19 protein-coding genes are annotated in these 21,439 nt (G+C 61.8%); 7 read left to right on the forward strand and 12 right to left on the reverse strand.

Annotation, left to right across the window (positions count from 1 at the left end):
• Positions 1 to 148: 148 nt before the first annotated feature.
• Both AC097P_RS05110 and AC097P_RS05115 read left to right on the forward strand, forming a co-directional pair.
• A complete protein-coding gene (locus AC097P_RS05110; RefSeq protein WP_479609273.1) occupies positions 149 to 1,573 on the forward strand; it encodes a TldD/PmbA family protein in 1,425 nt (474 codons plus the stop codon).
• The gene (locus tag AC097P_RS05115; RefSeq protein ID WP_479609274.1) at positions 1,570 to 2,916 is read left to right on the forward strand and encodes a TldD/PmbA family protein; all 1,347 of its coding nucleotides are present in this window, start codon (positions 1,570 to 1,572) and stop codon (positions 2,914 to 2,916) included. Before AC097P_RS05110 ends, AC097P_RS05115 begins: the two co-directional genes overlap by 4 nt.
• Positions 2,917 to 2,921: 5 nt before the next feature.
• On the opposite strand, the gene AC097P_RS05120 is transcribed toward AC097P_RS05115, so the two are convergent.
• The 5 genes from AC097P_RS05120 to hflK form a co-directional block, all read right to left on the reverse strand.
• Complete coding sequence (locus AC097P_RS05120; protein WP_479609275.1) at positions 2,922 to 3,386, reverse strand: lysostaphin resistance A-like protein; 465 nt, start codon at positions 3,384 to 3,386, stop codon at positions 2,922 to 2,924.
• 19 nt (positions 3,387 to 3,405) lie between these two features.
• On the reverse strand, positions 3,406 to 5,778 hold the full coding sequence (locus tag AC097P_RS05125; protein ID WP_479609276.1) for a JDVT-CTERM domain-containing protein: 2,373 nt from the start codon (positions 5,776 to 5,778) through the stop codon (positions 3,406 to 3,408).
• 133 nt (positions 5,779 to 5,911) lie between these two features.
• Positions 5,912 to 7,108: a YjbE family putative metal transport protein gene (locus AC097P_RS05130; RefSeq protein ID WP_479609277.1), complete on the reverse strand. Its 1,197-nt coding sequence runs from the start codon at positions 7,106 to 7,108 to the stop codon at positions 5,912 to 5,914.
• A 57-nt stretch (positions 7,109 to 7,165) separates the two neighbouring features.
• Positions 7,166 to 8,002 (reverse strand): protease modulator HflC, encoded by an 837-nt coding sequence (hflC, locus tag AC097P_RS05135; RefSeq protein ID WP_479609278.1) that lies wholly within the window; start codon positions 8,000 to 8,002, stop codon positions 7,166 to 7,168.
• Between the two features lie 41 nt (positions 8,003 to 8,043).
• Positions 8,044 to 9,096 (reverse strand): FtsH protease activity modulator HflK, encoded by a 1,053-nt coding sequence (gene hflK / locus AC097P_RS05140; protein ID WP_479609279.1) that lies wholly within the window; start codon positions 9,094 to 9,096, stop codon positions 8,044 to 8,046.
• A 167-nt stretch (positions 9,097 to 9,263) separates the two neighbouring features.
• On the opposite strand from hflK, the gene AC097P_RS05145 reads away from it, so the two are divergent.
• Positions 9,264 to 9,941 (forward strand): hypothetical protein, encoded by a 678-nt coding sequence (locus AC097P_RS05145; RefSeq protein WP_479609280.1) that lies wholly within the window; start codon positions 9,264 to 9,266, stop codon positions 9,939 to 9,941.
• Between the two features lie 28 nt (positions 9,942 to 9,969).
• On the opposite strand, the gene trxA is transcribed toward AC097P_RS05145, so the two are convergent.
• Positions 9,970 to 10,926 (reverse strand): thioredoxin, encoded by a 957-nt coding sequence (gene trxA, locus AC097P_RS05150; protein WP_479609281.1) that lies wholly within the window; start codon positions 10,924 to 10,926, stop codon positions 9,970 to 9,972.
• A gap of 94 nt (positions 10,927 to 11,020) precedes the next feature.
• Here trxA and purE point away from each other — a divergent pair, with 94 nt between their 5' ends.
• Genes purE through AC097P_RS05165 form a run of 3 tightly spaced genes read left to right on the forward strand, consistent with a single transcriptional unit; the run spans position 11,021 to position 13,852 of the window.
• A complete protein-coding gene (purE, locus tag AC097P_RS05155; RefSeq protein WP_479609282.1) occupies positions 11,021 to 11,512 on the forward strand; it encodes a 5-(carboxyamino)imidazole ribonucleotide mutase in 492 nt (163 codons plus the stop codon).
• Positions 11,509 to 12,780 carry a 5-(carboxyamino)imidazole ribonucleotide synthase gene (locus AC097P_RS05160; RefSeq protein WP_479609283.1) on the forward strand — a complete coding sequence of 424 codons (1,272 nt, stop codon included), beginning with the start codon at positions 11,509 to 11,511 and terminating at the stop codon, positions 12,778 to 12,780. Before purE ends, AC097P_RS05160 begins: the two co-directional genes overlap by 4 nt.
• A 7-nt stretch (positions 12,781 to 12,787) precedes the next feature.
• Positions 12,788 to 13,852: an L-threonylcarbamoyladenylate synthase gene (locus AC097P_RS05165; RefSeq protein WP_479609284.1), complete on the forward strand. Its 1,065-nt coding sequence runs from the start codon at positions 12,788 to 12,790 to the stop codon at positions 13,850 to 13,852.
• A gap of 51 nt (positions 13,853 to 13,903) precedes the next feature.
• On the opposite strand, the gene AC097P_RS05170 is transcribed toward AC097P_RS05165, so the two are convergent.
• The 6 genes from AC097P_RS05170 to dacB form a co-directional block, all read right to left on the reverse strand.
• The gene (locus AC097P_RS05170; RefSeq protein WP_479609285.1) at positions 13,904 to 14,638 is read right to left on the reverse strand and encodes a general secretion pathway protein GspB; all 735 of its coding nucleotides are present in this window, start codon (positions 14,636 to 14,638) and stop codon (positions 13,904 to 13,906) included.
• Positions 14,639 to 14,651: 13 nt separating this feature from the next.
• The gene (locus AC097P_RS05175) at positions 14,652 to 16,379 is read right to left on the reverse strand and encodes an ExeA family protein (RefSeq protein WP_479609286.1); all 1,728 of its coding nucleotides are present in this window, start codon (positions 16,377 to 16,379) and stop codon (positions 14,652 to 14,654) included.
• A 172-nt stretch (positions 16,380 to 16,551) separates the two neighbouring features.
• The gene (locus AC097P_RS05180; protein WP_479609287.1) at positions 16,552 to 17,223 is read right to left on the reverse strand and encodes an OmpW/AlkL family protein; all 672 of its coding nucleotides are present in this window, start codon (positions 17,221 to 17,223) and stop codon (positions 16,552 to 16,554) included.
• A 21-nt stretch (positions 17,224 to 17,244) separates the two neighbouring features.
• Positions 17,245 to 18,417: an SGNH/GDSL hydrolase family protein gene (locus AC097P_RS05185; protein ID WP_479609288.1), complete on the reverse strand. Its 1,173-nt coding sequence runs from the start codon at positions 18,415 to 18,417 to the stop codon at positions 17,245 to 17,247.
• A 148-nt stretch (positions 18,418 to 18,565) separates the two neighbouring features.
• Complete coding sequence (locus AC097P_RS05190; protein ID WP_479609289.1) at positions 18,566 to 18,820, reverse strand: SemiSWEET transporter; 255 nt, start codon at positions 18,818 to 18,820, stop codon at positions 18,566 to 18,568.
• Between the two features lie 3 nt (positions 18,821 to 18,823).
• A complete protein-coding gene (gene dacB / locus AC097P_RS05195; RefSeq protein WP_479609290.1) occupies positions 18,824 to 20,338 on the reverse strand; it encodes a D-alanyl-D-alanine carboxypeptidase/D-alanyl-D-alanine endopeptidase in 1,515 nt (504 codons plus the stop codon).
• A 55-nt stretch (positions 20,339 to 20,393) separates the two neighbouring features.
• Between dacB and AC097P_RS05200 the strand changes: the two genes are divergently transcribed.
• On the forward strand, positions 20,394 to 21,425 hold the full coding sequence (locus AC097P_RS05200; RefSeq protein WP_479609291.1) for a DMT family transporter: 1,032 nt from the start codon (positions 20,394 to 20,396) through the stop codon (positions 21,423 to 21,425).
• Positions 21,426 to 21,439 lie beyond the last annotated feature (14 nt).

Below are 21,439 nucleotides of genomic sequence, written 5' to 3' on the forward strand. Positions count from 1 at the left end.
GAGCACTCCTGAAAAACGTTGAAGTATGGCCCAGAAAGACGCATTCCCAAAGTGCGTGTAGCGGTGGAGACTGTGGCATTTGTCGACCAACGCGGTGATTCTCGACGACGCGGTAGACTTTACGGCTTTACCCGCGAGCAGTCCCCACATGCCAAATTTTGATCCCCAATCGGCTCTACGCCATGCCCGCCAGGCTGCAGAGTGGGCGGGCCTGCGCTACTCGCGCGAAAGCACCCAGGCGCGTGCCATACGCAACGACGCACCAGACAAAAACGAAACGACGCTGGAAGAAGGCGTTATGTGTGAGGTATTGATCGACGGGCACTTTGGTTATGCGGCTACCGCTGACCTCAGCGACGTTGGCCTGCAACGGGCGTTTGACCAGGCGATTGCCACCACCCGCGCAACCGGCAGCCACAAGGTCCATGCTTTCAGTGAAGCGCAACGGGCGGCGGTGCAAGGTGCCTACGAGAGCCCAAAGCAGACTCCGTTGGCGACCACGCCACTGGCATTGATTACCGAATGCCTGTTGGCCGCCTCGAAAGCCATGGCGATCGACGCAAAACTCGTGAACCGCAGTGCGCAGGCCATGGTGGTTCAGACGCAGATTGACTACTACTCGACGAACGGAACCCACACCACGCAGCGTTTTGACATGGTGGACATTGCGGTGGCCGCGACGGCTGCAGAAGGCATGCAGTCCCAAACCCGCACCTGGGCCCACACAGGCCAGTTCGGTGGCGAGGTTTTTGATGTGGCCGTATTTGCAGAGCAAGGGTTGCGCGTGGCGACCGAGGCTTTGGAGTTGCTGGCGGCGCCCAATTGCCCATCCGGCGCTATGGACCTGATCCTGATGCCCGACCAGATGATGCTGCAGATACACGAGTCCATCGGCCACCCGCTGGAGCTGGATCGAATTCTGGGCGACGAACGCAACTACGCGGGCTGGAGTTTTGTGCAACCCAGCGACTTTGACAGCCTGCGGTATGGCTCGCCGCTGATGAACGTGACCTTTGACCCGACCAAAGAAAACGCTTTCGCCAGCTACGCTTTTGATGACGGTGGCAACCCTGCACGCCGCGAGTTTTTGATCGAAGGCGGGGTCTTGAAACGTGGCCTGGGTTCGGTGGAGTCGCAAGAGCGCTCCGGCTTGCCGGGTGTGGCCAATTTCCGGTCGTCATCGTGGAACCGTGCTCCCATTGACCGCATGGCCAATGTGAACCTGGAGCCCGGCACATCCAGGTTGGAAGACATGATTGCATCAGTAGAAGACGGCATCCTGATGTCCACCAACCGCTCGTGGTCGATTGACGACTACCGCAACAAATTCCAATTCGGCTGTGAACATGGTCGCTTGATCAAAAACGGCAAGCTGGCCGGCGTGGTGCGCAACCCCAACTACCGGGGCGTGACGGTTGATTTCTGGAACCGCCTGAGCGCGGTCGGCCAAGACCAGATCACCTACGGCACGCCCTACTGCGGCAAAGGAGAACCCAGCCAGGTCATCCGGGTGGGGCACTCGTCGCCGCCGTGCCTGTTCCGCGGTGTGGAAGTGTTTGGGGGCCAGTCATGAGCCAGCGTGATTTTGTAGATGCCGTGCGCCTGCATTTTGATGCAGTGGCAGACAGCGTGCTTGGCAGCTTGCAGGGTGGTGAGGCGGCCACGCTGAATCTGAGTGCTGAAGAGACTTTGTTCGTGCGCTTCAACAGCAACAAGGTGCGCCAAAACACCAATGTGGAACAGATCTCCATGGCATTGCAGTTGCAGGGCGCGGGCCGTACCGCCGGTATGTCGCGAACCCTGTCGGGCAACATGCAAACCGATCGCGATGCCATGTTGCAGATGCTGGCCCAGTGCCGTGCCGAACTGGCGGTGCTGCCCACGGACCCGCACCAGGTGCCCGTCGACAAGCATGGCAGCAGCGACGAGACTTTCCGCGGCCAACTGTTGCCCCCGCATGCGGTGGTGCAGGCCGTCGTCGGCCCGGCCCAAGGCTGCGACATGGCGGGCCTGTATGCCGCAGGCTCCATCATCCGCGCCAACCGCAATTCCAAAGGCCAGCGCCATTGGTTTGCCACGCAAACCTTTTTCATGGATTATTCGCTGTACAACGGCTCGCGTGCCGTCAAGGGCAGCTATGCCGGCAGCGCTTGGGACCCCGCACAGTGGGGGGCCAACTTGGCGCACAGCAAACACCTTTTGGCATTGATGGACAAGCCCTTGCAAACCGTGCAGCCCGGCCAGTACCGCACCTACCTGGCTCCGCGCGCAGTGGCCGATCTGGTCGGCATGATGGGCTGGAACGCTTTATCGGCTTCGGCCTGGAAACAGGGACGCAGTCCGTTCAAGAAACTGGCCGACAAAGAGTGCCGTCTGTCCACGCAATTGCATGTCACCGAAAACTTTGGCTTGGGGCTGACGCCGCGCTTCAATGCGCTCGGAGAGGTGTCGGAGCAAGCGGTGCCGCTCATTGCTGCGGGTGAACTGTCCACGCTGCTGATCAGTTCACGCACGAGCAAAGAATTTGGTCTCGTCGCCAATGGTGCCAATGAATCTGAGGCACCGCGTGCGATGGACGTCGCGCCGGGCTCGCTGGAAGAGAAAGACGTCTTGCAGCAATTGGGAACGGGACTGTACTTGTCCAATCTGCATTACCTGAACTGGAGCGACCCTGTATCGGCCCGTGTGACCGGTATGACCCGCTACGCCTGTTTTTGGGTGGAGAACGGCGAGATCGTCGGCCCCATCAAAGACATGCGGTGGGACGAGAGCCTTTACGATGCGCTGGGCACCAAGTTGATCGCCTTGACCACGCATACCGCCATTGATCCAGCGGTGGACACCTATTTCCACCGCGCCCTCGGCGGCTCACGCACGCCGGGTGCACTGATCGACAACTTCACGTTCACTTTGTAAACCTATCACCGTACCGCAGCGAGAGTTGCTGCGGTGAGGCTGGCATTGAACCAGGCGTGCATTAAGACACAAGGCCAGAGCTTTTGGCGGCGCCGCCATATTTCGCCAATGGCCACTGAAGGCACGATCCACCACACGGCGCTCCAGCCTTGTTGCGGAAAGTGCGCAGCAGCGAAGGCAAACCCGACTACGAAATTGGCTAGGTGACCGGCTGAGCCCGCCAGCGGCTTCATGGCGCCTGCCCATTGAAGCCACGCCGGAATCCGATCTTGAATGCCGCGTTGCAAAAGAGGTCTAAACGCCAGCTCCTCCAACAAGGGACCGGCGCCAAACATCCAAATCCAGCCGGGGATATCTTTGGGTACCAGGGACAAGCCAAGCAGGGAGTGCGCTACCCACGCGACGGTGGGTGCACCAGCCGCGATGATCCACGTCAAACGGTCGCCACGCTCTTGTGGCACGACTTCCATCAGAACGGATCAGGCCGGATCAGGTCTTGTCAGAGCGAATAGCCTTGCGGCGGCGACGCAGCCCCATGCCTGCGGCAGCCGACAGCAGCATCAACAGCAAACCTGCATCGCGCCCATCGGCACTGACCGTGCAACCGCCGCCTGTGCTGACTGTTACAGGCGCAAGCGCAACAACCGGGGCCACTCCTACGCCTGTGGCGCCTGCGTCGAGCGTGAAGCTGGATTCTGCGACACGGGTTAGCGGATCAATGGGGGTCTCGGCGTTGAAAGGCCCTTTGATGGGGGCACCAATGGCCGCAACACGCGAGCCGGGAACAGTTTGCGCGTACACCTTGACGGTGTATTCACCAGCAGCCAGCTTGCCGGAAAGGTTTGCCAGGTACTGGCCAATGCCGTCGTCAATGAGTGACACGCCACCCAGAGCCAGCGTTTCGTCAGGGTTATAAATGTCGGCGGTGACCACGGCTCCACGCACTGCCTTGTCGTTGGAGAGAATTGCCTTGATGGTCGGCCCCTTGCCAGAGCCTGTTCGTCCCCCGTCGATATGGGCAACCAGTCGCAAGGTGTTGTCAGTAGTAATTTCGACGCCAACGCCGTCTTGCGTAGCCGCTACTGCGGTGGCGTTGAGAGTCCAATTGCCAACCCGGCTCGAAAAGCCTTTGCTGACAATGAATTGCATGACTCCATCGGCACTGTCATCGTTAAGGCTGATGCCGTTGGGCAAGTTGCCCGTCCCGTAAACCGTGCCGCTGGGTGATGTCAGGCTGACTTTTAACTTGCTGGCGTCGACAGGGTCGAATAGAAACTCAACGGTTACATTCCCATCAACATCGCCGGCAGCCATGTTGAATTTTGTGCTGAATACGGCCGATGCGGCCAGAGCCCCGGATTCATTGAGAGCGATGGTGGCGCCGCCCTGCCCGTGCACTTCGCTCATCGAGCGCATACCGGCCTTTGCCGCATCCGTGCCGTCCTTCGCCGTTCTAAACGCGCCGCCAGTGGAGCCGGCAAGGTCGGCCAAATTGACCACCGCTCCGGTAGACGATTGCGCTTGGGCCTTTTCACGCACGGCAGCCTGTTGGACCTTGGTGTTCCCCCCCACGGCGAGGGGGTTTACAGATACCCGTGCGGCTCTGACCATGCTTGCCGCATCGGCCGGAAGGCTTGTCTCTTGGCCAGTCAGCAGGTGAATGGTGGATAGGTCACCCGGCTTGCGCGCCGCGGCCAACGCTTGCAAGCCTTGCGTAAACGCAGCCATGGAGTCAAAGCTTCCGCTACCCGCAGGCACCACGGCGTCAAGCGTAGTCGCCAATGTTGTCTTGCCGGCCGCGTCTGCTACGGTGTACGGCAGAAGGGGCCCTGCGCCAACGGCTGGCGATGCCAAAACCATGAACTGCGTGTCGGCTTTGGCCTGCGACACAACCGCTTTTGCTCCCTGTATGGCTATGGCCAGTCTTTCAGCGGACAACGTACGGTCAATCAGAATGATGTCGCGGAATACCGGATTTGACACGAACACAATATTCAGCTTGGAGTCAAAGCCGGCGACGGGCTGCTTGAGCTGCAATTTGCTTGCGTCTATGCCTTTGAATGCATCAAAAAACGTACGTTCATAGCTCTTCAGGGCATCGGGATCCTTGTCGGGCGTTCTTGTCAAAACTTCCCAAGCACTGGCACCTGCAGCATTTGCGCCAGTTGCCGCAACGCGCGCCTGACCTGTGGCCCTGCCTGCAGGATCCGCATAGTCCGTTGGGGTAGACAGCGACAGGAACTTCGTGTGGTCGTTCATGATCGTGTTGCGCGGTGTGTCGATTCCGGCCGGGCCACTGAGATTGGCCGGGTCCAAGGCTTTGCCCGCCTCTTGATACTCGTCAAATACGGTGTAGGTGTAGTGCCCCATTTCGTGGGCGATGACCTTGCCTACCTGGTCAAGGGTTTCTGGGGTACTACTCATCGTGAGGTAGTTGTGGGACGTCATCCCACCAGGCTTTTGCCACCCCGCAACGTTTGCGTTGGATCGGCCATCCTTGTTGATGATCTGAATATCGACATTGGTGCCGAACATCGCATTTTTGTAAACGTAGATGTTGCCGATCTTGTGCAGCCCCTCCGTCATCGTGAAGTTGCTCTGGGCGAATACCCTCAACAGGCTGGTAATGTAGGCGCGGTCAAGCGTCACGCTTCCGTTGGCGACTTGCGTTGGCGGGCTATCAAAATCCCAATCTACGCTGACTACGTAATCGAGCGTATTCACATCAGCAACGGCGGAAAGCGCGTGGTTCGCGGCAAACGCGGGCACAGCGGTCTGTAACGACAGAGAGGCGATCAAAACACCGACACCCAAGCGGTGCAATACGCTACGACCCAACTTCGACCCAGGTTTGCTTCGCATATCGGTTTCTTCCCTATGGAGTTGAGTGAAAAGTCTGTAGGACCACCGCAATGGGCAGTGAGCAGCCGCAGCATACGAATGAAATAGTAGCTCTATTATTCCGAGAGCGGTTGTATTCTTTTCGCCGCACTACCTAAAAAATAGGTCGCTGCCACCCGGTCACTACCAACACCATCAGCAGAAGAGCCGACATCACCACCAGCCCAGCCAAGCCCGCCGCGATGGCTACTGCATTGCGCGAACCCCTTCGCAGCATCGTCGTGTGAATCTTGGGTGCCAGTGTCATACCCAATACCGAGACCGCGACCAGTATGGTCGTGATTGCGGGAAGCGGCCGCAGTGCGAAGAGCAAAAAACCGGAGGCACCCAAGCTGCCGATGCACCAATGCTCGTAGATCGGCCAATCGGCGCGGTCTGGCCACCAGGGATGCCGTAGCACGCGAGCGAAGCCTGAGGGCAGCACCGACGTGGTTGGCTCGTTGGCCGCCGAGAAGCTAGTTGTCCGGTCAAACCCGTTTTGGGAGGCTATGGCTGCTGAAGTTGGTGCCTCAACGCCATCGTTGTTCGGTGCTGTCTCTTCTATTGTTGGCACAGTTGGGGGCAGAGTTGCCTTGGCGCGCGGTGCGGGCCGTAAAAGCGCCGCGCCGACTTGGGCTCGCCGCATCACGGCCACCTGGGCCAGTACATATAGGGCCCCGAGTATCGGCACAACAAAGGATAGCGCTGGTGCCTGTTGTGCTATCCAGCTTGCCAAAATCGGGTCCGAAACGGCAATGTCTCCGGCAAACCATCCGAGCATTGCACCCCCGCCGCGAATGAGCAGAGGGTATTTTTGCAGCAGCCCACCGACAAATGCACTGCCAAACATCAGCAGCGGCACGCTGATGACAACACCGATGATCAGCACCACAACGCTTCCCCGCGCGATGGCAGCCAGGCCAAGCACATTGTCCACACTCATGACCAAGTCGGCTATGACGATCGTAACGACTGCGGACCAGAGACTGGTGCCCACTTCGTCAGGCCCCTCGTGTGTAGCTACTGGTGCCTCACCCGCCCGTATCAGCTTGATGGCTATGACCACCAGCGCCAAGCCGCCGACAAGTTTGAGAATGGGTATCTCCAGCACGAAGCGGGCGACCGTTGTCAGCAATACCCGTAGAAGGATGGCGGCGCCGGTACCGAGCATCAAGCCAAGCCTGCGCTTGGACTCCGGTAGCGACCGGCAGGCCAATGCGATCAGGACGATGTTGTCACTGCTCAGCAGCAAATCGAGCAGCAAAACCTCCAAGGTCATGCTCAGGTAGTGGACCCCGACTTCAAGTTCCATGGGTGCCCATTCCAACAGCCGACCGTTTGGCCAAGAGCTTGTCCGGCGCGCTGCAGATCACGGGCGCACCGGCGAACCCGGGCCGTTCTTGAAATAGCGCAGGACTTCTGCGTCGGGTGACAACACGATGGTTGGCGCCGACTCGGCCAATGCCTGGCGATACGTCTGCAAGGAGCGGTACAGGTGGTAAAACTTGGGATCTTTGTCAAAGGCGTTGGCCAAAATCTGGTTCGCACTTGCCTCTCCCTCTCCATGGGTGATCTTGGCTTGGCGTTGGGCTTCTGACAGGATTACGGTGCGTTCTCGGTCAGCCTTGGCCTGTATTTGTTGTGCCCATTCGAACCCTTGTGCACGCAGTTCCTTGGCTTCGCGCTGGCGTTCGGACTTCATGCGTTCGTAAATAGCCTGGCTGGTTTCAAGCGGCAGGTCGACCCGGTGGAAGCGCACTTCGGACACTTCGACGCCAATTTCCTGGGCCTTTCCCGCAACGTCATTCTGAATACGCTGCACAACCTGCTGCCGTTTGTCCGACAGCAAAACAGCAAGCGGAGCCTGCCCCAGCTCTCGCCGCAATGACGAACTGAGAAGCTGGGCAAGATGCAATTCCGCTTGGGGAATAGTCCGCACCGCCTGGTAGAACTTCAAGGGATCTGCCAATCGATAGCGGGCATAGGTCTTTACCTCCACCCGCTTTTGGTCGCCCAAAATGACCTGCTCCAATGGGGGCTCCAGGGTCAACAAGCGGGAGTCGTAGTACACCACGGAGTCCAGTATTGGCAGCTTGAACTGCAGACCCGGCTTGGTCACGGAACCGATAGGCGCGCCCAGCCGGATCACCAACGCCTGCTCGATTTCACTGACTGAGAACAGTGAGCCGCTCAAGAGCCACAGCACAGCAAATGTTCCCAGACAAAGCCAACCCACCAAACGGCCGCTCATTTCGCCGCACCTTTGGATGCTGCTTTATTTTTGTCGTCGAGCTGCATGTAGGGCACTACGCCACCGACGCTCTTGCCTGAGGTGTCGATGACCACTCTTGTTGCCTTCTTCAAGACTTCGTCGACGCTCTCCAGATACAGGCGCCAAGCTGTAACGTCCTTAGCCTTGGTGTAGCTGTTGTAGACCGACAGGAAGCCCTGGGCATCTCCTTGCGCCAGGTTGACCGCCTGCGCCTTGTAGGCCTCGGCTTCCTGCGTAATGCGCGAGGCTTCACCGCGCGCTCGGGGAAGGATGTCGTTGGCATAAGACTCGGCTTCGTTACGCGCCCTTTCCTGGTCTGCTTTGGCACGCTGAACGTCGTTGAACGCATCGATCACGAGGCCAGGGGGGTCTACGCGCTGCAACTGCACTTGCGTGATCAACACACCGGAGTTCGAACGGTCCAGTAGCGTTTGCATGAGGGTACGCGTCTGATCAGCAATCTGCTGGCGCTTGTCGGACATTGCAGCCTGAATCGGCGTGCGGCTTACAACTTCACGCAGAGCGCTCTCCGCGGCGATCTTGATGGCGGCCTGCGGATTGTTGATCTTGAAAAGAAACTGGCCTGCATCCTTGATCGTCCAGAAGACAGCGCATTCGGCTTCCAGAATGTTTTCATCGCCAGTCAGGATTTGGCGTTCGCGCGGATCTTCATTTCCATTGACGTCTACGGTACGCGGCTTGCCAAGTTTTAGTTGGTTGACCTGCGTCACTTTGGGAAGCAGAACGGTTTCAATTGGATAGGGCAGGTGGTAGTGCAACCCTGAACCAGTCGTTTCCACCCAGCGACCGAACCGCAAAATGACGCCTTGCTCATCGGGTTGCACTTTGTAAATGCCAGCGCTTAACCAAGCAATAAACAGTACCCCAAACAGAAGCCCCGCGCCCTTGCCGCCAAGGCCGAGCAAATGAAAGTAATACTTCATCCACTGATTGAACCGGTTGGGAGGCGCTGTGTTGCGTTCTGCAGGAGCCGCATTGGGCTGGTCGTTAACCGGGTCAAATGGCATCTATAGGACTTCAGTTTGCGGTGCTTGCAGTCGAACACCAGGCAAAAAGATGATAGCGTAAATATGCATTTTCAATACAAGAATGCAAGACCGTAAAGATGCGCATAATCGATCGCATGACGAAACTACACACCGTTGGTAAAACCCTCCGTTTGATTTGTAGTGCCGTGGCGGTGGTTGCCGTACTAGGTTGCGCGCAGCAACCCGTAGCGCAGAGTTGGGCCGTCATTTCGGACATGCCGCAATGGTCGCCCGGCCGGCCGCAGACTTATCGGCAGGTGGTCTTCGGTTCCGAAGGGACGGTGCAGGACGCGAGTGTTCGCGACCAAACGGTCGAGAGCTTGGTGGAGTACACGCAGCATCGCAGCTCGTCAGGCGTCTTCCCCGTGGAGCCTTATTTTTCACTCCAAGACAAGTACGAGAAGCCTGCACCGCGCGGTCTGCTGACGGAAGGCCGGGGCAACAAAACCACCTTCTATTTTCGGTCCATGGGCCGCGACAAGTTCATTTATGCCGAAAACGAACTGCTGCCCCCCGATCTGCAAAAACTGCTTGCGCAGATGCCACCCAAAAAAGACATGGGACGCACAGGCACGTTTATCCAGGTGCGTTTGTACGATGCGGCGACACAAACCTACTTGCGGTCCAATAACCCTGCCGCCTTGACTAACGCAATGATCGATGAGTTCGCGCCGCTGCAGCGGGCGTTGGCGTCGCCCTTCCAATTTATCGATTTCAAACCTGAGCAGGTGAAGGCGCTCGGCAAGCGGCTGTCATTGCGTGACCCGCCGTTCAATGTTGTGACGCCGTCGAATGAGGTGGTGCGGCTGGAGTACTTCCCATAACGGTCCGATTGCGCGGGAAATTCTGCGCCTAGTTCAACGCCATGCTCAACTTGCGCCGGTAAGTCGCCACCAACTGTGCTTGCGGGTCCAGCGCCGCAACGGCCTTGCCCGCAATCTCGATTCCCCCAGCCGTCTTTCCCGTCGCCAGCGGATCCACCTTAGGTTTGGGCGGTGTCAGCAACTCCAGAATTGCGACAAAAATCTTGCGGGGCAACGCGTCGCTCCAGGCTTTGTCGCGCATGATGATTTCCAGCAGCTCGTCCATGGACGCAGTCCAGTTCCCGCCCACCATCAGCACGCGGGCCTTGGCCAGGCGGGTGTCGAAGTCGCGTTTGTTGGCGGCGATCAGCGTGTCGAATTGCTCCATGGTCCAGGTGCCACGGTCGTCTTTCATGGCGAACTGGATGGAGCTGAGGAACTGGTGCAGCGCTTCAAAGCGCAGCTGGCGCGGGATCTCGGTCAGCGTCGGGGCCAGCGCGGCCTCGGCGTCTTCCAGCATGTCGTTCTCGATCAGCAGCTTCACATAGTCGTAGCGGGCGTCATCGTTGCCGGGGTTGACGGTGAGCGCCGAATGCAGCTTGTGCAGCGCGGCCTGGGGGTCGCCAGCGTCGATGAGGGCTTGCGCGTCTTCGGCATCGGACTCGGCTTCCAGCGCCTCGGCTGAGGGTACATGCTTGTCCAGAAAGGCTTTGATCTCGCTCTCGGGCTTGGCACCCATGAATCCGTCCACCGGCTTGCCATTGACCATCAGCACGCAGGTCGGTATGGACCGAATACCAAAGGCCTGGGCCAGTTCCTGTTGTTCATCGGAGTCGATTTTGACCAACTTGAAGCGGCCGTCGTACGCCAGTTCGATCTTTTCCAGTATGGGCCCGATGACCTTGCAGGGGCCGCACCAGGGCGCCCAGAAGTCGACGAGGACGGGGACTTGCGCCGAGGTGGCTACCACTTCGGTTTCGAAGTTTTCGATGGTGACGTTGATCATGTAGGCTCGCTCCAGGGCGAAAAAGTAAAATCAGGGGGAGTAATCAAAGGGCAGAGCGCTCTTTCGGACTCTTCCCTTCGCATTTTAAAGATTTATGACTATTCAAATCGGCGTCGTCATGGGTTCCAGCTCCGACTGGGACACCATGCAACATGCAGTGCACATTCTCCAGCAGTTTGGCATTTCGCATGAGGCGAGGGTGGTATCGGCCCACCGCATGCCGGACGACATGTTTGCCTACGCCGAGGCCGCCGCCGGCCGCGGCATGCGCGCCATCATCGCCGGTGCTGGGGGCGCGGCCCACCTGCCGGGCATGCTGGCGGCCAAGACGACGGTGCCCATTCTGGGCGTGCCGGTGGCTAGCAAACACCTGTCTGGCGTGGATTCGCTGCACAGCATTGTGCAAATGCCCAAGGGCATACCAGTGGCCACGTTTGCGATTGGCGCGGCCGGTGCGGCCAATGCGGCGTTGTTTGCCGTCGCCGTGCTGGCTGCCGACAACCCGGCATTGCGCAAGCAGTTGGAAGACTACCGCGCGCACCAGACGGAAGTGGCGCGGGGCATGGCAGTCCCTCCAGTCTTATGAGCGAAATCAAACTGGGGGCAAGCGCCGAGACGACGCTGGGCGTCATGGGTGGCGGCCAGTTGGGGCGCATGTTTGTGCAGGCCGCACAGCAAATGGGCTTCTTCACCGCTGTGCTGGACGCGGACCCGCTGAGCCCGGCCGGGCGCGTCAGCCACCACCACATCCAAACCGCATACACCGACGCCGACGGCCTGCAGCAGCTGGCGCAGCGCTGTGTGGCGGTCACCACCGAATTTGAAAACGTGCCGGCCCAATCGCTGGCCGCATTGGCACAGACCGTCACCGTGTCACCCGCTGCAGACTGCGTGGCTATCTCGCAGGACCGGGCGCGGGAGAAGTCGTATTTCGCCAACTGCGGCGTGCCGGTCGCGCCCTATGCGGTCATCGAAACCGCTGAGCAGTTGGCCGCAGTGGTCGGTGATCCGAGCGCCGCGCCGGGCCGCCCCAAGCAAGCGGGCTCCCCCTTGGGGGGTAGCGAAGTACACGCAGTGACGAGCGTGGGGGCAGACCTCTTTCCCGGGATTCTGAAAACCACCCGCATGGGCTACGACGGCAAAGGCCAGGCCCGCGTGGCCGACCGCGCTGCGCTGGCCGCTGCCTGGGCGGCTTTGAACGGTGTGCCCTGCGTGCTGGAGAAGATGCTGCCGCTGCAACTGGAGTGCTCGGTCATCGTCGCGCGCGGTGCGGATGGCACGTGCGTGAACCTGCCGGCACAGCGCAACCTGCACCGCGACGGCATCCTCGCCGTGACCGAGGTGTATGAAGGAAATCTGCCTCCAGCCCTCGTGGAACGTGCGGTAGCCGCTGCAAAATCCATAGCAAGCGGTTTGGGTTACGTGGGCGTGCTGTGCGTCGAGTTCTTTGTGCTGGATCCGTCCTCACCCGCGGCGGCGCAGCTGGGTGGCCTGGTCGTCAACGAGATGGCGCCGCGCCCGCACAACAGTGGGCACTACAGCATGGACGCCTGCGACGTGTCGCAGTTCGCGCTGCAGGTGCGCACACTGGCCGGCCTGCCGCTGACGCAACCGCGCCAGCACAGCCCCTCCATCATGCTGAACCTGCTGGGCGACATCTGGCCCGACGGTGGTGGCACGCCCCCCTGGGCGCAGGTGCTGGCTCTGCCCGGCGCGCACCTGCACCTGTACGGCAAGGCCCACGCCGCAAAGGGCCGCAAGATGGGTCACCTGACCCTCACCGGCGCCAGTGTTGACCAGGTACGCTCCACGGCCTTGCAGGCTGCTGCCATCCTGGGTATAGCGGCGTTCTAATCCTTCCATGATCCTTCCCGCATCCGACCCGGCGTCTATTGCCGCTTGCGCCGACGCCATCCGCACTGGCCGGCTGGTGGGCCTGCCCACGGAGACGGTCTATGGCCTGGGTGCGGACGCCAGCAGCGACGCCGCGGTGGCGAAAATCTTTGTAGCCAAGGGGCGACCGGCCGACCATCCGCTGATCGTGCATGTGTCCGCGCAAGGCGGCGGCATGCCCGCCGTGAAGCATTTCGCGGCCCAGGTGCCACCGTTTGCGCAGCAGTTGATGTCGGCCTTCTGGCCCGGCGCGCTCACCTTGATACTGCCGCGCCGACCGGGTGTCGGTACCGCGGCAGCCGGCGGGCAAGATTCCATCGGTTTGCGCTGCCCGGCCCACCCCGCAGCCCAGGCCGTGCTGCGAGCGCTGCATGAGGCGCCACCGGGGAAGGAGCCGGTGTGGGGCATTGCGGCCCCTAGCGCCAATCGCTTTGGCCGCGTCAGCCCCACCACCGCTGCCCATGTGGACAGCGAGCTGGGTCCGGATCTGCTGATCCTGGACGGCGGCGCGTGCAAGCTGGGCATTGAGTCCACGATCATTGACTGCACGCGCGGCGCGCCAGTGCTGCTGCGCCCGGGCTCGATCAGCCGGCTGCAGATCGAACAGGCGTGCGGGCAAAAAGTGCTATCAAATGAGGAGCTGCTTACGCAAGCTGCACAAGGGCTAGAGGCTGAAAGTGCTCCTAGGGCGTCCGGAACGCTGGAGTCGCACTATGCGCCCACGGCCACGGTGCGCTTGATGGATGCCCAGGCGCTGCAGGCCGCTGTGGGCATGCTGGGCGACGTGATGTACGCCGCCGGATCGGACACCAAGCCGACCATTGCCGTCTATGCCCGCACGCCGTTGAAGAAGGTGCCGCTGGCTATTTTGTTGCGCCGCATGCCCGATGATGCCGCCGCCACGGCCCACCAGTTGTTCGCCGCGCTGCGTGGCTTTGACGACCACGGCGTCAAGCTGATCTGGGTTGAAACACCGCCAGACACGCTGGAGTGGGAAGGTGTGCGGGACCGGCTGCAGAGGGCTAGCGCCTGAACCAGAGCCCCCACGCTCCGCCGCTTTGCGGGTCGCTGCCCCGGCAGCACTTCAATGCATCAATCGGAAGCGCGTTCCGCGGAAGTTGAATTCCGAGTTGTTGGAGCGTATCTCCACCACCGTCAGGTCCGGCGCGACCTGTCCGCCCTGGTTCAACACCAGGCCATTGACCAGCAGCAGCCGCTGCGACGGGTTCTCTGAATACACCGCACCGCTGATCGCCAACGCCGGAATCTGCCGGCGCGTGGTTTCGGGCAAGTCGGTCAGCAGCGGGGCCGGTGCGGTGGCTGGTGCCGCGGGTTCTGGGGCAACCGCAACTGCCTTTGCCTTGGGTGGCGCAGCGGCTGCGGGTTCCGCTGCAGCAACTGGGGTCGGCGGCTTGGCCGATGGCGCGGGCGTCGGCACTACCGGTGCGGCGGCGCGTGGAGGTGCGGTTTGTAGTGCGGCCGGCGGTGTGGGCGCAGGCGGCGGGTTGGGGGTAACCATCTGTGCGGGGGGCAGCGCGGAAGGCATCGGCGCGGGAACCGGTGTCTGCACGGGCTGTGCGACCGGCGCCGCTGCCACGACGACCACTGGGGGCTGTGGTGGGGCCGGTTGCCACATCCACCAGGCCACAGCCGCGGAGACCACCACTGCAGTCGCTGCAATGCCCAGACCGGCACGTTGCCGGGGACTGAGGCCGTTGTTGGCAATCGGGGTCGCTACCGGCTTCGCGTGCAGTGTGGGAACGCCGCCGCGCGCGCGTTCGGCATCGGCCCGTTGGAGTGCGTCGAGGATGTAAGACATGGCTTGTGTGGGTTTACCGTGCAACGCTGGACAGGCGGGGCGTACTGCTGCCGCCCAATGCGCTTTCCAGTTGCATATAGGTCATGGGACCGGGTTGGCCGTCGGCTTGCAGGCCGTGCGTGCGTTGGAATTCACGCACCCGATCTTTCAGCGCGGTGTCGAGTTGCTGCAGCGTGCTGGAAGGCACCGGCGGCGGCGTGGTGCCATCCAATTGGTCCAATTGGCGCGCCAGTTGTGTGATGGCAGGCCCTGTGGCTCCGCCTCGGGCCGCGGGGTTGTAGCCCTCCGGCGCACGCCACAGCGTTGCAAAATCTCCGTTCCAGTGGTGGGCCAGCGCACTGAGGCTGACCGTGTGGCGCTGCGCACCGATCAGCAGCGTGGCCGTCTGGTCCGCCATGCCAACCAGCGTCGCATAGCGCACGCTGTTGTCGTCCGCCTGCAGCGTCAGAATGCCGGGTCGACTCAGTTGGCGCAACAGCGGCAGATTCAGTTTCGCCGTGCGGTAGCACTGCAATTGCTGCGCCAGCGCAGCGGCACAGGGATCGGCACTGTCGGCTGGCAACTGCCACTGGGTGGACAAGGTATTCCAGGCGGGAGTCAGGTCGCCCGGCAGCTGGGCCAGCACGGTCTCCAGCGGTGCGATGCTGGGCGGCACCGGTGTTGCAGCAGCACTGGCGCTGGCGGACGCAGCCACCGCCATCGCCACCGGTGGCACGGCGCTGGCAGCAGCCGAGGGTGCGCTGGCAGCGGCCACGGGTGCCTTCACAGCTGGCTGAGCGGGTACCTGCCCTTTGGACAGCGTGAGTGCCGCCGTGGCGGCCGCGCCCAGCAACACACCCAAGCCCGCTAGCAGCCAGGCTTTATTTGGCCCACCCGGGGCTCGCGGCGCATCCTGTTCGGCACCAAATACCTCGCCCGCAGCTTTGGTTACAACGCCGCGGTTGACGCTGTGCAGACCCGTCGCCCACGCCCCCAGCAACGCGCGCCCGCACAATAGGTTGATGCGCCGCGGAACCCCACGCGCCAGCCGGTGGATGGTCTGCAAGGCCTTGCGGTCAAACGGCAACGGGGCGGTGTGCCCGGCCACGGCCAGCCGGTGCTGGATGTACTGCGTGCTCTCGGCTTCGGTCAGCGCGTCCAGGTGGAAGCGCGCGATGACGCGTTGTGCCAGTTGCTCCAGCTCGGGCCGCGCCAGCATGGTGCGCAGCTCGGGTTGGCCTATCAACACGATCTGCAGCAGTTTGCGCGCGTTGGTCTCAAGATTGGTCAACAGGCGCAATTGCTCCAGCACATCGGCCTGCAGGTTTTGGGCTTCGTCGATGATCAGCACACTGCTCTGGCCGGCTGCGTGGCTCTGCAGCAGGAAGCCGTTCAGTGCGTCGATGTAGTCCTTCAGCGTGGCCGGCGTCGATGCTGTGGCTCCCAGCGTGATGTGGAATTCTTCGCAGATGGACTGCAGCAGCTCCACGACCGTGAGCTTGGGGTTGAAGATGTAGGCCACATGGCAGCCGGCTGGGATCTGCTCCAAAAAGCAGCGGCAGATGGTCGTCTTGCCGGTGCCAATGTCGCCGGTCAGCAGCACAAAGCCGCCGCCCGATCCGCCAGCCGTGCTGTGCGGGCCCGACACGCCAAACAGCAGATGCGCCAAGGCCTCGCGGTGGCGCTCGCTCATGAAGAGGTAGCGCGGGTCCGGGGCGATGGAAAACGGATCCTGTGTCAGTCCGAAGTGTTGCGAATACATAGGCCCCAAGCATCCCACAAAAAAAAGCAGCCCGAAGGCTGCTTTTGTACCGATTGAGCGGATGTTTCACCGCCGGGCCGCCCCAAGGTGTGGACTTGGGGTTTTGCCAAACGCGGCCCCCTCGGGGGGCAGGGCGCCACACGCAGTGGGCAACCGTGGGGGCAACCCCACTCTAAAACTTATACCCAACCGTCAAGCTGACCGAGCTGGGGTCCAGCTTGATGTCCTGGGTCTGCCCGGTAGACAGCGTGGTGCGCGTGCTCAGCGGGGTGTAGGTGTAGTTGGCATCCAGAAACCACTTGCTGTTGAGCGCGAAACTGGCGCCCAGCTGTACCGTTGCCGCCCACTTGGAGTCAATGGACAAGGTGGTTGGGTTAGACGGTGTGCCACCCGAGATGGCGGTCAGCGTGGACGTTGAACGCGCACCGTAGAAGGCAGCATAGGTGATGCCCGCGCCGATGTAGGGGCGGAACGCCGAGGTAGGCTCCATGAAGCGCCACTGGACCAACACAGTCGCTGGCAAAGCCTTCACGTCGGCAATCTTGCCTGCGCCGGCTACCGCACCATCGCCCGAGATGTCGTGCTGGAAGGGCACAGAAATCGGCACGTCGATGGAGATGTTGTTGTCCAGCATGTAGGTGATGCCGCCCGAGACCTTGGTCGAACTGTTGATGCTGGCCTTGGTGCCAGCCAGGCTGGGAGCGCTCAGGTCGCCGCTGTTGACATTGGGCGTGATGGTGGTGGCACCGCCGCGCACCATCCAGGTACCGGCAGTTTGCGCCTGGGCGGCCGCCGCACATGCGAAAGCGACGGGGATCAGCAGGAATTTCACAGAATTTTTCATGGTGTTTTGCTCCGTCGTAAATTACAGCCAGCCCGCTTTGGCCAATTGCAGGTTGATGGATTGGCCGATCAACTGGTGCAGTGCTGGTGTGGGGTGGAAGTTGTCCGAGTAGGCATATGACTTCCACCAGTTCGCCGAGGTCTCGCCGACCGGGATGTTGGCTGACATGCTCGCGGAGTTGCACGCTGCGACAGTGGCGGGTGCGCTCAAGCTGGCCTGGCCCGTGACGCTGTCCAGGCCACCAGCCACTTTCGGGCAAGCCGGTGTGGTGACATTGGTCAGTGCAAACTGTGATGGCGTTGCCGAAATCTTTGCGCCTTCGGTGTTCAAGTCATAGACTTGCACGCCGGTGCCGGCCAGGCCAGCAGCCAGGCTGCTGTTGAATGCGGCAGTCCATGCCCGCGCAGCGGCTTGGACGGCATCGCGCTGGGCAGTACCGCCCGCAGCCGCAACCGCAGACAGCACCGCCAAGAAGCGTGGCGTGACCGTGATATCTGGCGAATTGACGACTACAACCTTGGTCACACCCTTTGCCACGACATTGGCCTTGACCGAAGCGGCCAGAGTGGTGCCCAGGGCCTGAGCGTATGCGCCCGCTGCGTTGCCCAGGCTGGTAGGCGTGGGGGTGCCGATGATGGCGGACACAGTCGCCGGTGGCAGCAGGGTGCCCAGCAGGCCCATGTAGGTTGCGATGCCTGCTGGTGTGGTGGCGCCCAGGTAGGCACCGGTGAGATCGGCAAGGTCGTTACCGCCACCGTCAATGATGACCAGGTCTGATGGCGACAGAGAGGCAGAACCCACGCTCAATTGGTAGGTGATGGAGAACGGGTTATTGTTGCCGGGAGCGGAGGCATTGGTAAGGTTGTTGATGCGCCCACCACCGACCGCATAGCTGGTGCAGGTGGTCTTGGGAACAAAGGTCGTACCGTTGAAATTGAAGAAGGGGCAGAGCTTGGGCGCGCCAAAATTGGCGGCGACCACTTCAGGAAATATCAGAAACGGGTTGGCCGCGTCGGCACTCTGGATCGTGAACTTGTAGCCAAACGTGCCACTGTCCATGATGCTGTCACCAAAAACCTTGGCCGAGGTAACGACCGTCTTGGGTGTAGTGTTGGAGCCATCGCTCGCCCCGCCGCAACCCGCCAAAACTACCGCGCAGCTTGCTGCGACTGCTGCCCATTTCCATTGTTTCATTGTGCTCTCCATAAAATAGAACGACCGTTCGTTTTGAACAGTAAATTATGGAATGGTTGGTCCCTTCGGACCATGGGGTAAACACCGACTTTTTTTGGGTGGTCTGACTTAAATGTGGCAGGTGTCCCGCCCAAGCGGTGAAACTGGTTTACCGGTACTTGAGTTTCATCGCCAGGATCGCGATCGCCAAAGTTAGCGTGATGGCATTGGCCAGAACGATGGGCCAGGCGTTCAACAGCAGTCCGTAAATCAACCACAGCGTGATACCCACCACAAAGGTGCTGTACATCGTCAGCGAGATGCCGCGGACGTCCTTCGTTTTGAAGGTGTGCACCGCCTGCGGCACAAAACTGGATGTGGTGAGGAAGGCCGCGGCGTAGCCGATGATTTCAGATAGGGGCATAAATTACCGAGCGGCCCAGTCGACCATCGCATCGATGGCAGGCCTTGCGGCGCGGGCATTGGGGTGGTTGACGATGGCGACCAGCACATAGCGTTTGCCAGCCACGCCATGCACGTAGCCGGCCACGGCCACCACTTCGTTCAGGCTGCCGGTCTTCAGATGGGCGTAACCGCTGGTGCGGGTCTTGGCGCGGCGCAGCGTGCCGTCCACGCCGTTGATGGGCAGCGAGTTCATCAGCTCAGGCATCAGCGGTGAGGCATAGGCAGCCTGCAGCAAACGCCCCAGCGCGTTGGCGCTGATGCGCTCATTGCGCGACAGCCCGGAGCCGTTTTCCAGCACCGGCACATCATCCGCGCCAAAGCGCTCCACCCACCAGCGTTGCACCACCTTGTGCGAGGCCTCGAACGTGCCCGGCCCCGTCACCGCATCGCTGGTGCCGGGTGCAGTGGCTGGCGGCGTCAGCACGCGCCCCAGCGTCAGGTAGACCTGCTGCGCCATCACGTTGTTGCTGTACTTGTTGATGTCGCGCACGATCTCGGCCAGGGGTGCCGAGCGCACGTCAAACACCGGTTTGTAGGCTGCCGCCGTGGTGCCGGACAGCGTTCCCACGCGCACCGTGCCCTGCAGCTTGCCACCCATGTCCTGCCACATGCCCTGCACGGCGCGGGTGGCATAGCTCTTGGGGTCGGCATAGGCCACGGCCCACACCTTCTCGCCGCAACTGGGCGCGTAGCTGCCGGCAAAGCGTATCTGTTTGGGGTCGCTGAAATCGGCCTTCAGCGTGGAGCGGTAGTCGCCGCATTCGCCCGCCAGCAGTGGCACCGTGGCCTGCATCTGCACGCCGGCCAGTGGCGGGTCGAACTGCACGCGGGCCTGGGTGCCGCCCGGCTCGGGCGCGAAGGTCATGACCACTGATTTGAAATTGATCAGCAGCGCATCCGGCGCGGCGTTGTAGGGCTTGAGCGGCTCGCCGTCAAAGGCGGAGGGATCTCCATTGGGCACATCAAAGGCACTGCGGTCCAGCACGATGTCGCCCACGATGCTGCGTATGCCCACGCCCTGCACGCGGCGCAGCAGCAGCCACATGCGCTCCAGCACCAGCTTGGGGTCGCCCTGGCCCTGGATCGTCAGGTTGCCGTGCAGCGTGCCATCGCGCACCGGGCCGTCGACAAACACCGGTGTGGACCAGGTGTAGCTGGGCCCCAGCAGGTCCAGTGCCGCATAGGTGGTGACCAGCTTCATCACCGATGCAGGGTTCATCGCGGTGTTGGCGCGGTGGCTGACGCGGGGCGCACCCTGGCCCTGGGCGTCTACCAGCAGCACGGATACGGCCTCGCGCGGAATCTTGGCGCGGGCCAGTGCGGCGTCCACCTCGGGGGGCAAATTTTGGGCGTGGAGTTGACTCATCAGGCCTAGCAAGCCACCCAGCACAGCGGCGGCGCACCGCCCATTGGAAAGGTGGCGTTGGCGCACCGTGGGCGGCGGGCCGGCACGGGATATTGGGGAGCAAATCTGCATGCATGGGATTATCCCGCGCGGGCAAGAGCGGCGGGCATCCCCGATAATCGAAGGGATGTCCACACGCCCCGCCAACCCGTTCGCCGCCCTGTCCCCCAAAGCTGTGGGCGTGCTGGCTGCAGTGGTCACCGTGGTCATCTGGACGTCGTTCATCGTCATCGCCCGCGCGTCGGCCGACCCGGCCCGTGGCGGTGTGCTCAACCCCTTCGATATCGTCTATGCCCGCCTGTGGGGCGCCGGCCTGATCCTGCTGCCGTGGGGCTGGTGGCTGGTGCGCCGTGACCGGCGAACAAATCCGGATGCGGGCTCGCTGTTTGGCTTCTCGCCGCTGCCTCTGCGGCAAACGCTGTTGACCGGTGTGCTGGGCGGCTTGCTGTACGCCATGTTGGCCTACAGCGGGTTTGTGTTTGCGCCCGCCGCCCATGCCTCGGTGCTGATGCCGGGCAGCCTGCCGCTGTGGACGGCGTTGTTGGCCGTCGTGGTGCTGGGTGACCGCATCACCCCGGTGCGTGCGCTGGGCCTGGCGCTGATCGTAGGCGGTGACCTGCTGGTGGGCGGCGCCAGCCTGCTGCATGCGCTGGATGGCAGTGGCGTGTGGCGCGGCGACGTGCTGTTCATGCTGGCAGCCTTCGTGTGGTCCAGCTACAGCGTGCTGGTGCGCCGCTATGCGCTGGATGCCGTGCGTGCCACCATCGCCATCACCACCTTTGCGTTCATGACCTATGTGCCGGTTTACACCGCGCTGCTGCTATTGCACTGGGTGCCGGGGCGCGTGCTGACGGCACCGTTGCACGATGTCACCTTCCAGATGTTCTTCCAGGGCGTGGGCTCGGTGGTCATCTCCGGCATCTCGTTCACGAAGATGATCCAGTATTTCGGGCCGGTGCGCTCGACGATGATTACGGCGCTGGTGCCGGGCCTGTCGGCCCTCTCCGCCGCGCTGGTGCTGGGTGAGCCACTGGTCTGGAACCTGTTGGCCGGGCTGGCTTTGGTGACATCGGGCATCGTCTTCGGCGTGCGCAAGGCTGCTGTGGATGCTACAAAATTAGGAGCTGCTTACGCTCTCCCCACGAGGGCTAGAGGCTGATTTGGCTATGAACC

It is taken from the genome of Rhodoferax sp. ZS1R8 (assembly GCF_056521325.1).

What these genes read in the sequence shown, in the direction of transcription:
- hflK (WP_479609279.1), bottom strand. Translation starts at nt 9,096, where the DNA reads ATGCCATTTGACCCGGTTAACGACCAGCCCAATGCGGCTCCTGCAGAA.
- AC097P_RS05170 (WP_479609285.1), bottom strand. Translation starts at nt 14,638, where the DNA reads ATGTCTTACATCCTCGACGCACTCCAACGGGCCGATGCCGAACGCGCG.
- AC097P_RS05115 (WP_479609274.1), top strand. Translation starts at nt 1,570, where the DNA reads ATGAGCCAGCGTGATTTTGTAGATGCCGTGCGCCTGCATTTTGATGCA.
- AC097P_RS05165 (WP_479609284.1), top strand. Translation starts at nt 12,788, where the DNA reads ATGATCCTTCCCGCATCCGACCCGGCGTCTATTGCCGCTTGCGCCGAC.
- AC097P_RS05130 (WP_479609277.1), bottom strand. Translation starts at nt 7,108, where the DNA reads ATGGAACTTGAAGTCGGGGTCCACTACCTGAGCATGACCTTGGAGGTT.
- trxA (WP_479609281.1), bottom strand. Translation starts at nt 10,926, where the DNA reads ATGATCAACGTCACCATCGAAAACTTCGAAACCGAAGTGGTAGCCACC.
- AC097P_RS05200 (WP_479609291.1), top strand. Translation starts at nt 20,394, where the DNA reads ATGTCCACACGCCCCGCCAACCCGTTCGCCGCCCTGTCCCCCAAAGCT.
- AC097P_RS05180 (WP_479609287.1), bottom strand. Translation starts at nt 17,223, where the DNA reads ATGAAAAATTCTGTGAAATTCCTGCTGATCCCCGTCGCTTTCGCATGT.
- AC097P_RS05175 (WP_479609286.1), bottom strand. Translation starts at nt 16,379, where the DNA reads ATGTATTCGCAACACTTCGGACTGACACAGGATCCGTTTTCCATCGCC.
- dacB (WP_479609290.1), bottom strand. Translation starts at nt 20,338, where the DNA reads ATGCAGATTTGCTCCCCAATATCCCGTGCCGGCCCGCCGCCCACGGTG.
- AC097P_RS05120 (WP_479609275.1), bottom strand. Translation starts at nt 3,386, where the DNA reads ATGGAAGTCGTGCCACAAGAGCGTGGCGACCGTTTGACGTGGATCATC.
- purE (WP_479609282.1), top strand. Translation starts at nt 11,021, where the DNA reads ATGACTATTCAAATCGGCGTCGTCATGGGTTCCAGCTCCGACTGGGAC.
- AC097P_RS05125 (WP_479609276.1), bottom strand. Translation starts at nt 5,778, where the DNA reads ATGCGAAGCAAACCTGGGTCGAAGTTGGGTCGTAGCGTATTGCACCGC.
- AC097P_RS05160 (WP_479609283.1), top strand. Translation starts at nt 11,509, where the DNA reads ATGAGCGAAATCAAACTGGGGGCAAGCGCCGAGACGACGCTGGGCGTC.
- AC097P_RS05110 (WP_479609273.1), top strand. Translation starts at nt 149, where the DNA reads ATGCCAAATTTTGATCCCCAATCGGCTCTACGCCATGCCCGCCAGGCT.
- AC097P_RS05185 (WP_479609288.1), bottom strand. Translation starts at nt 18,417, where the DNA reads ATGAAACAATGGAAATGGGCAGCAGTCGCAGCAAGCTGCGCGGTAGTT.
- AC097P_RS05190 (WP_479609289.1), bottom strand. Translation starts at nt 18,820, where the DNA reads ATGCCCCTATCTGAAATCATCGGCTACGCCGCGGCCTTCCTCACCACA.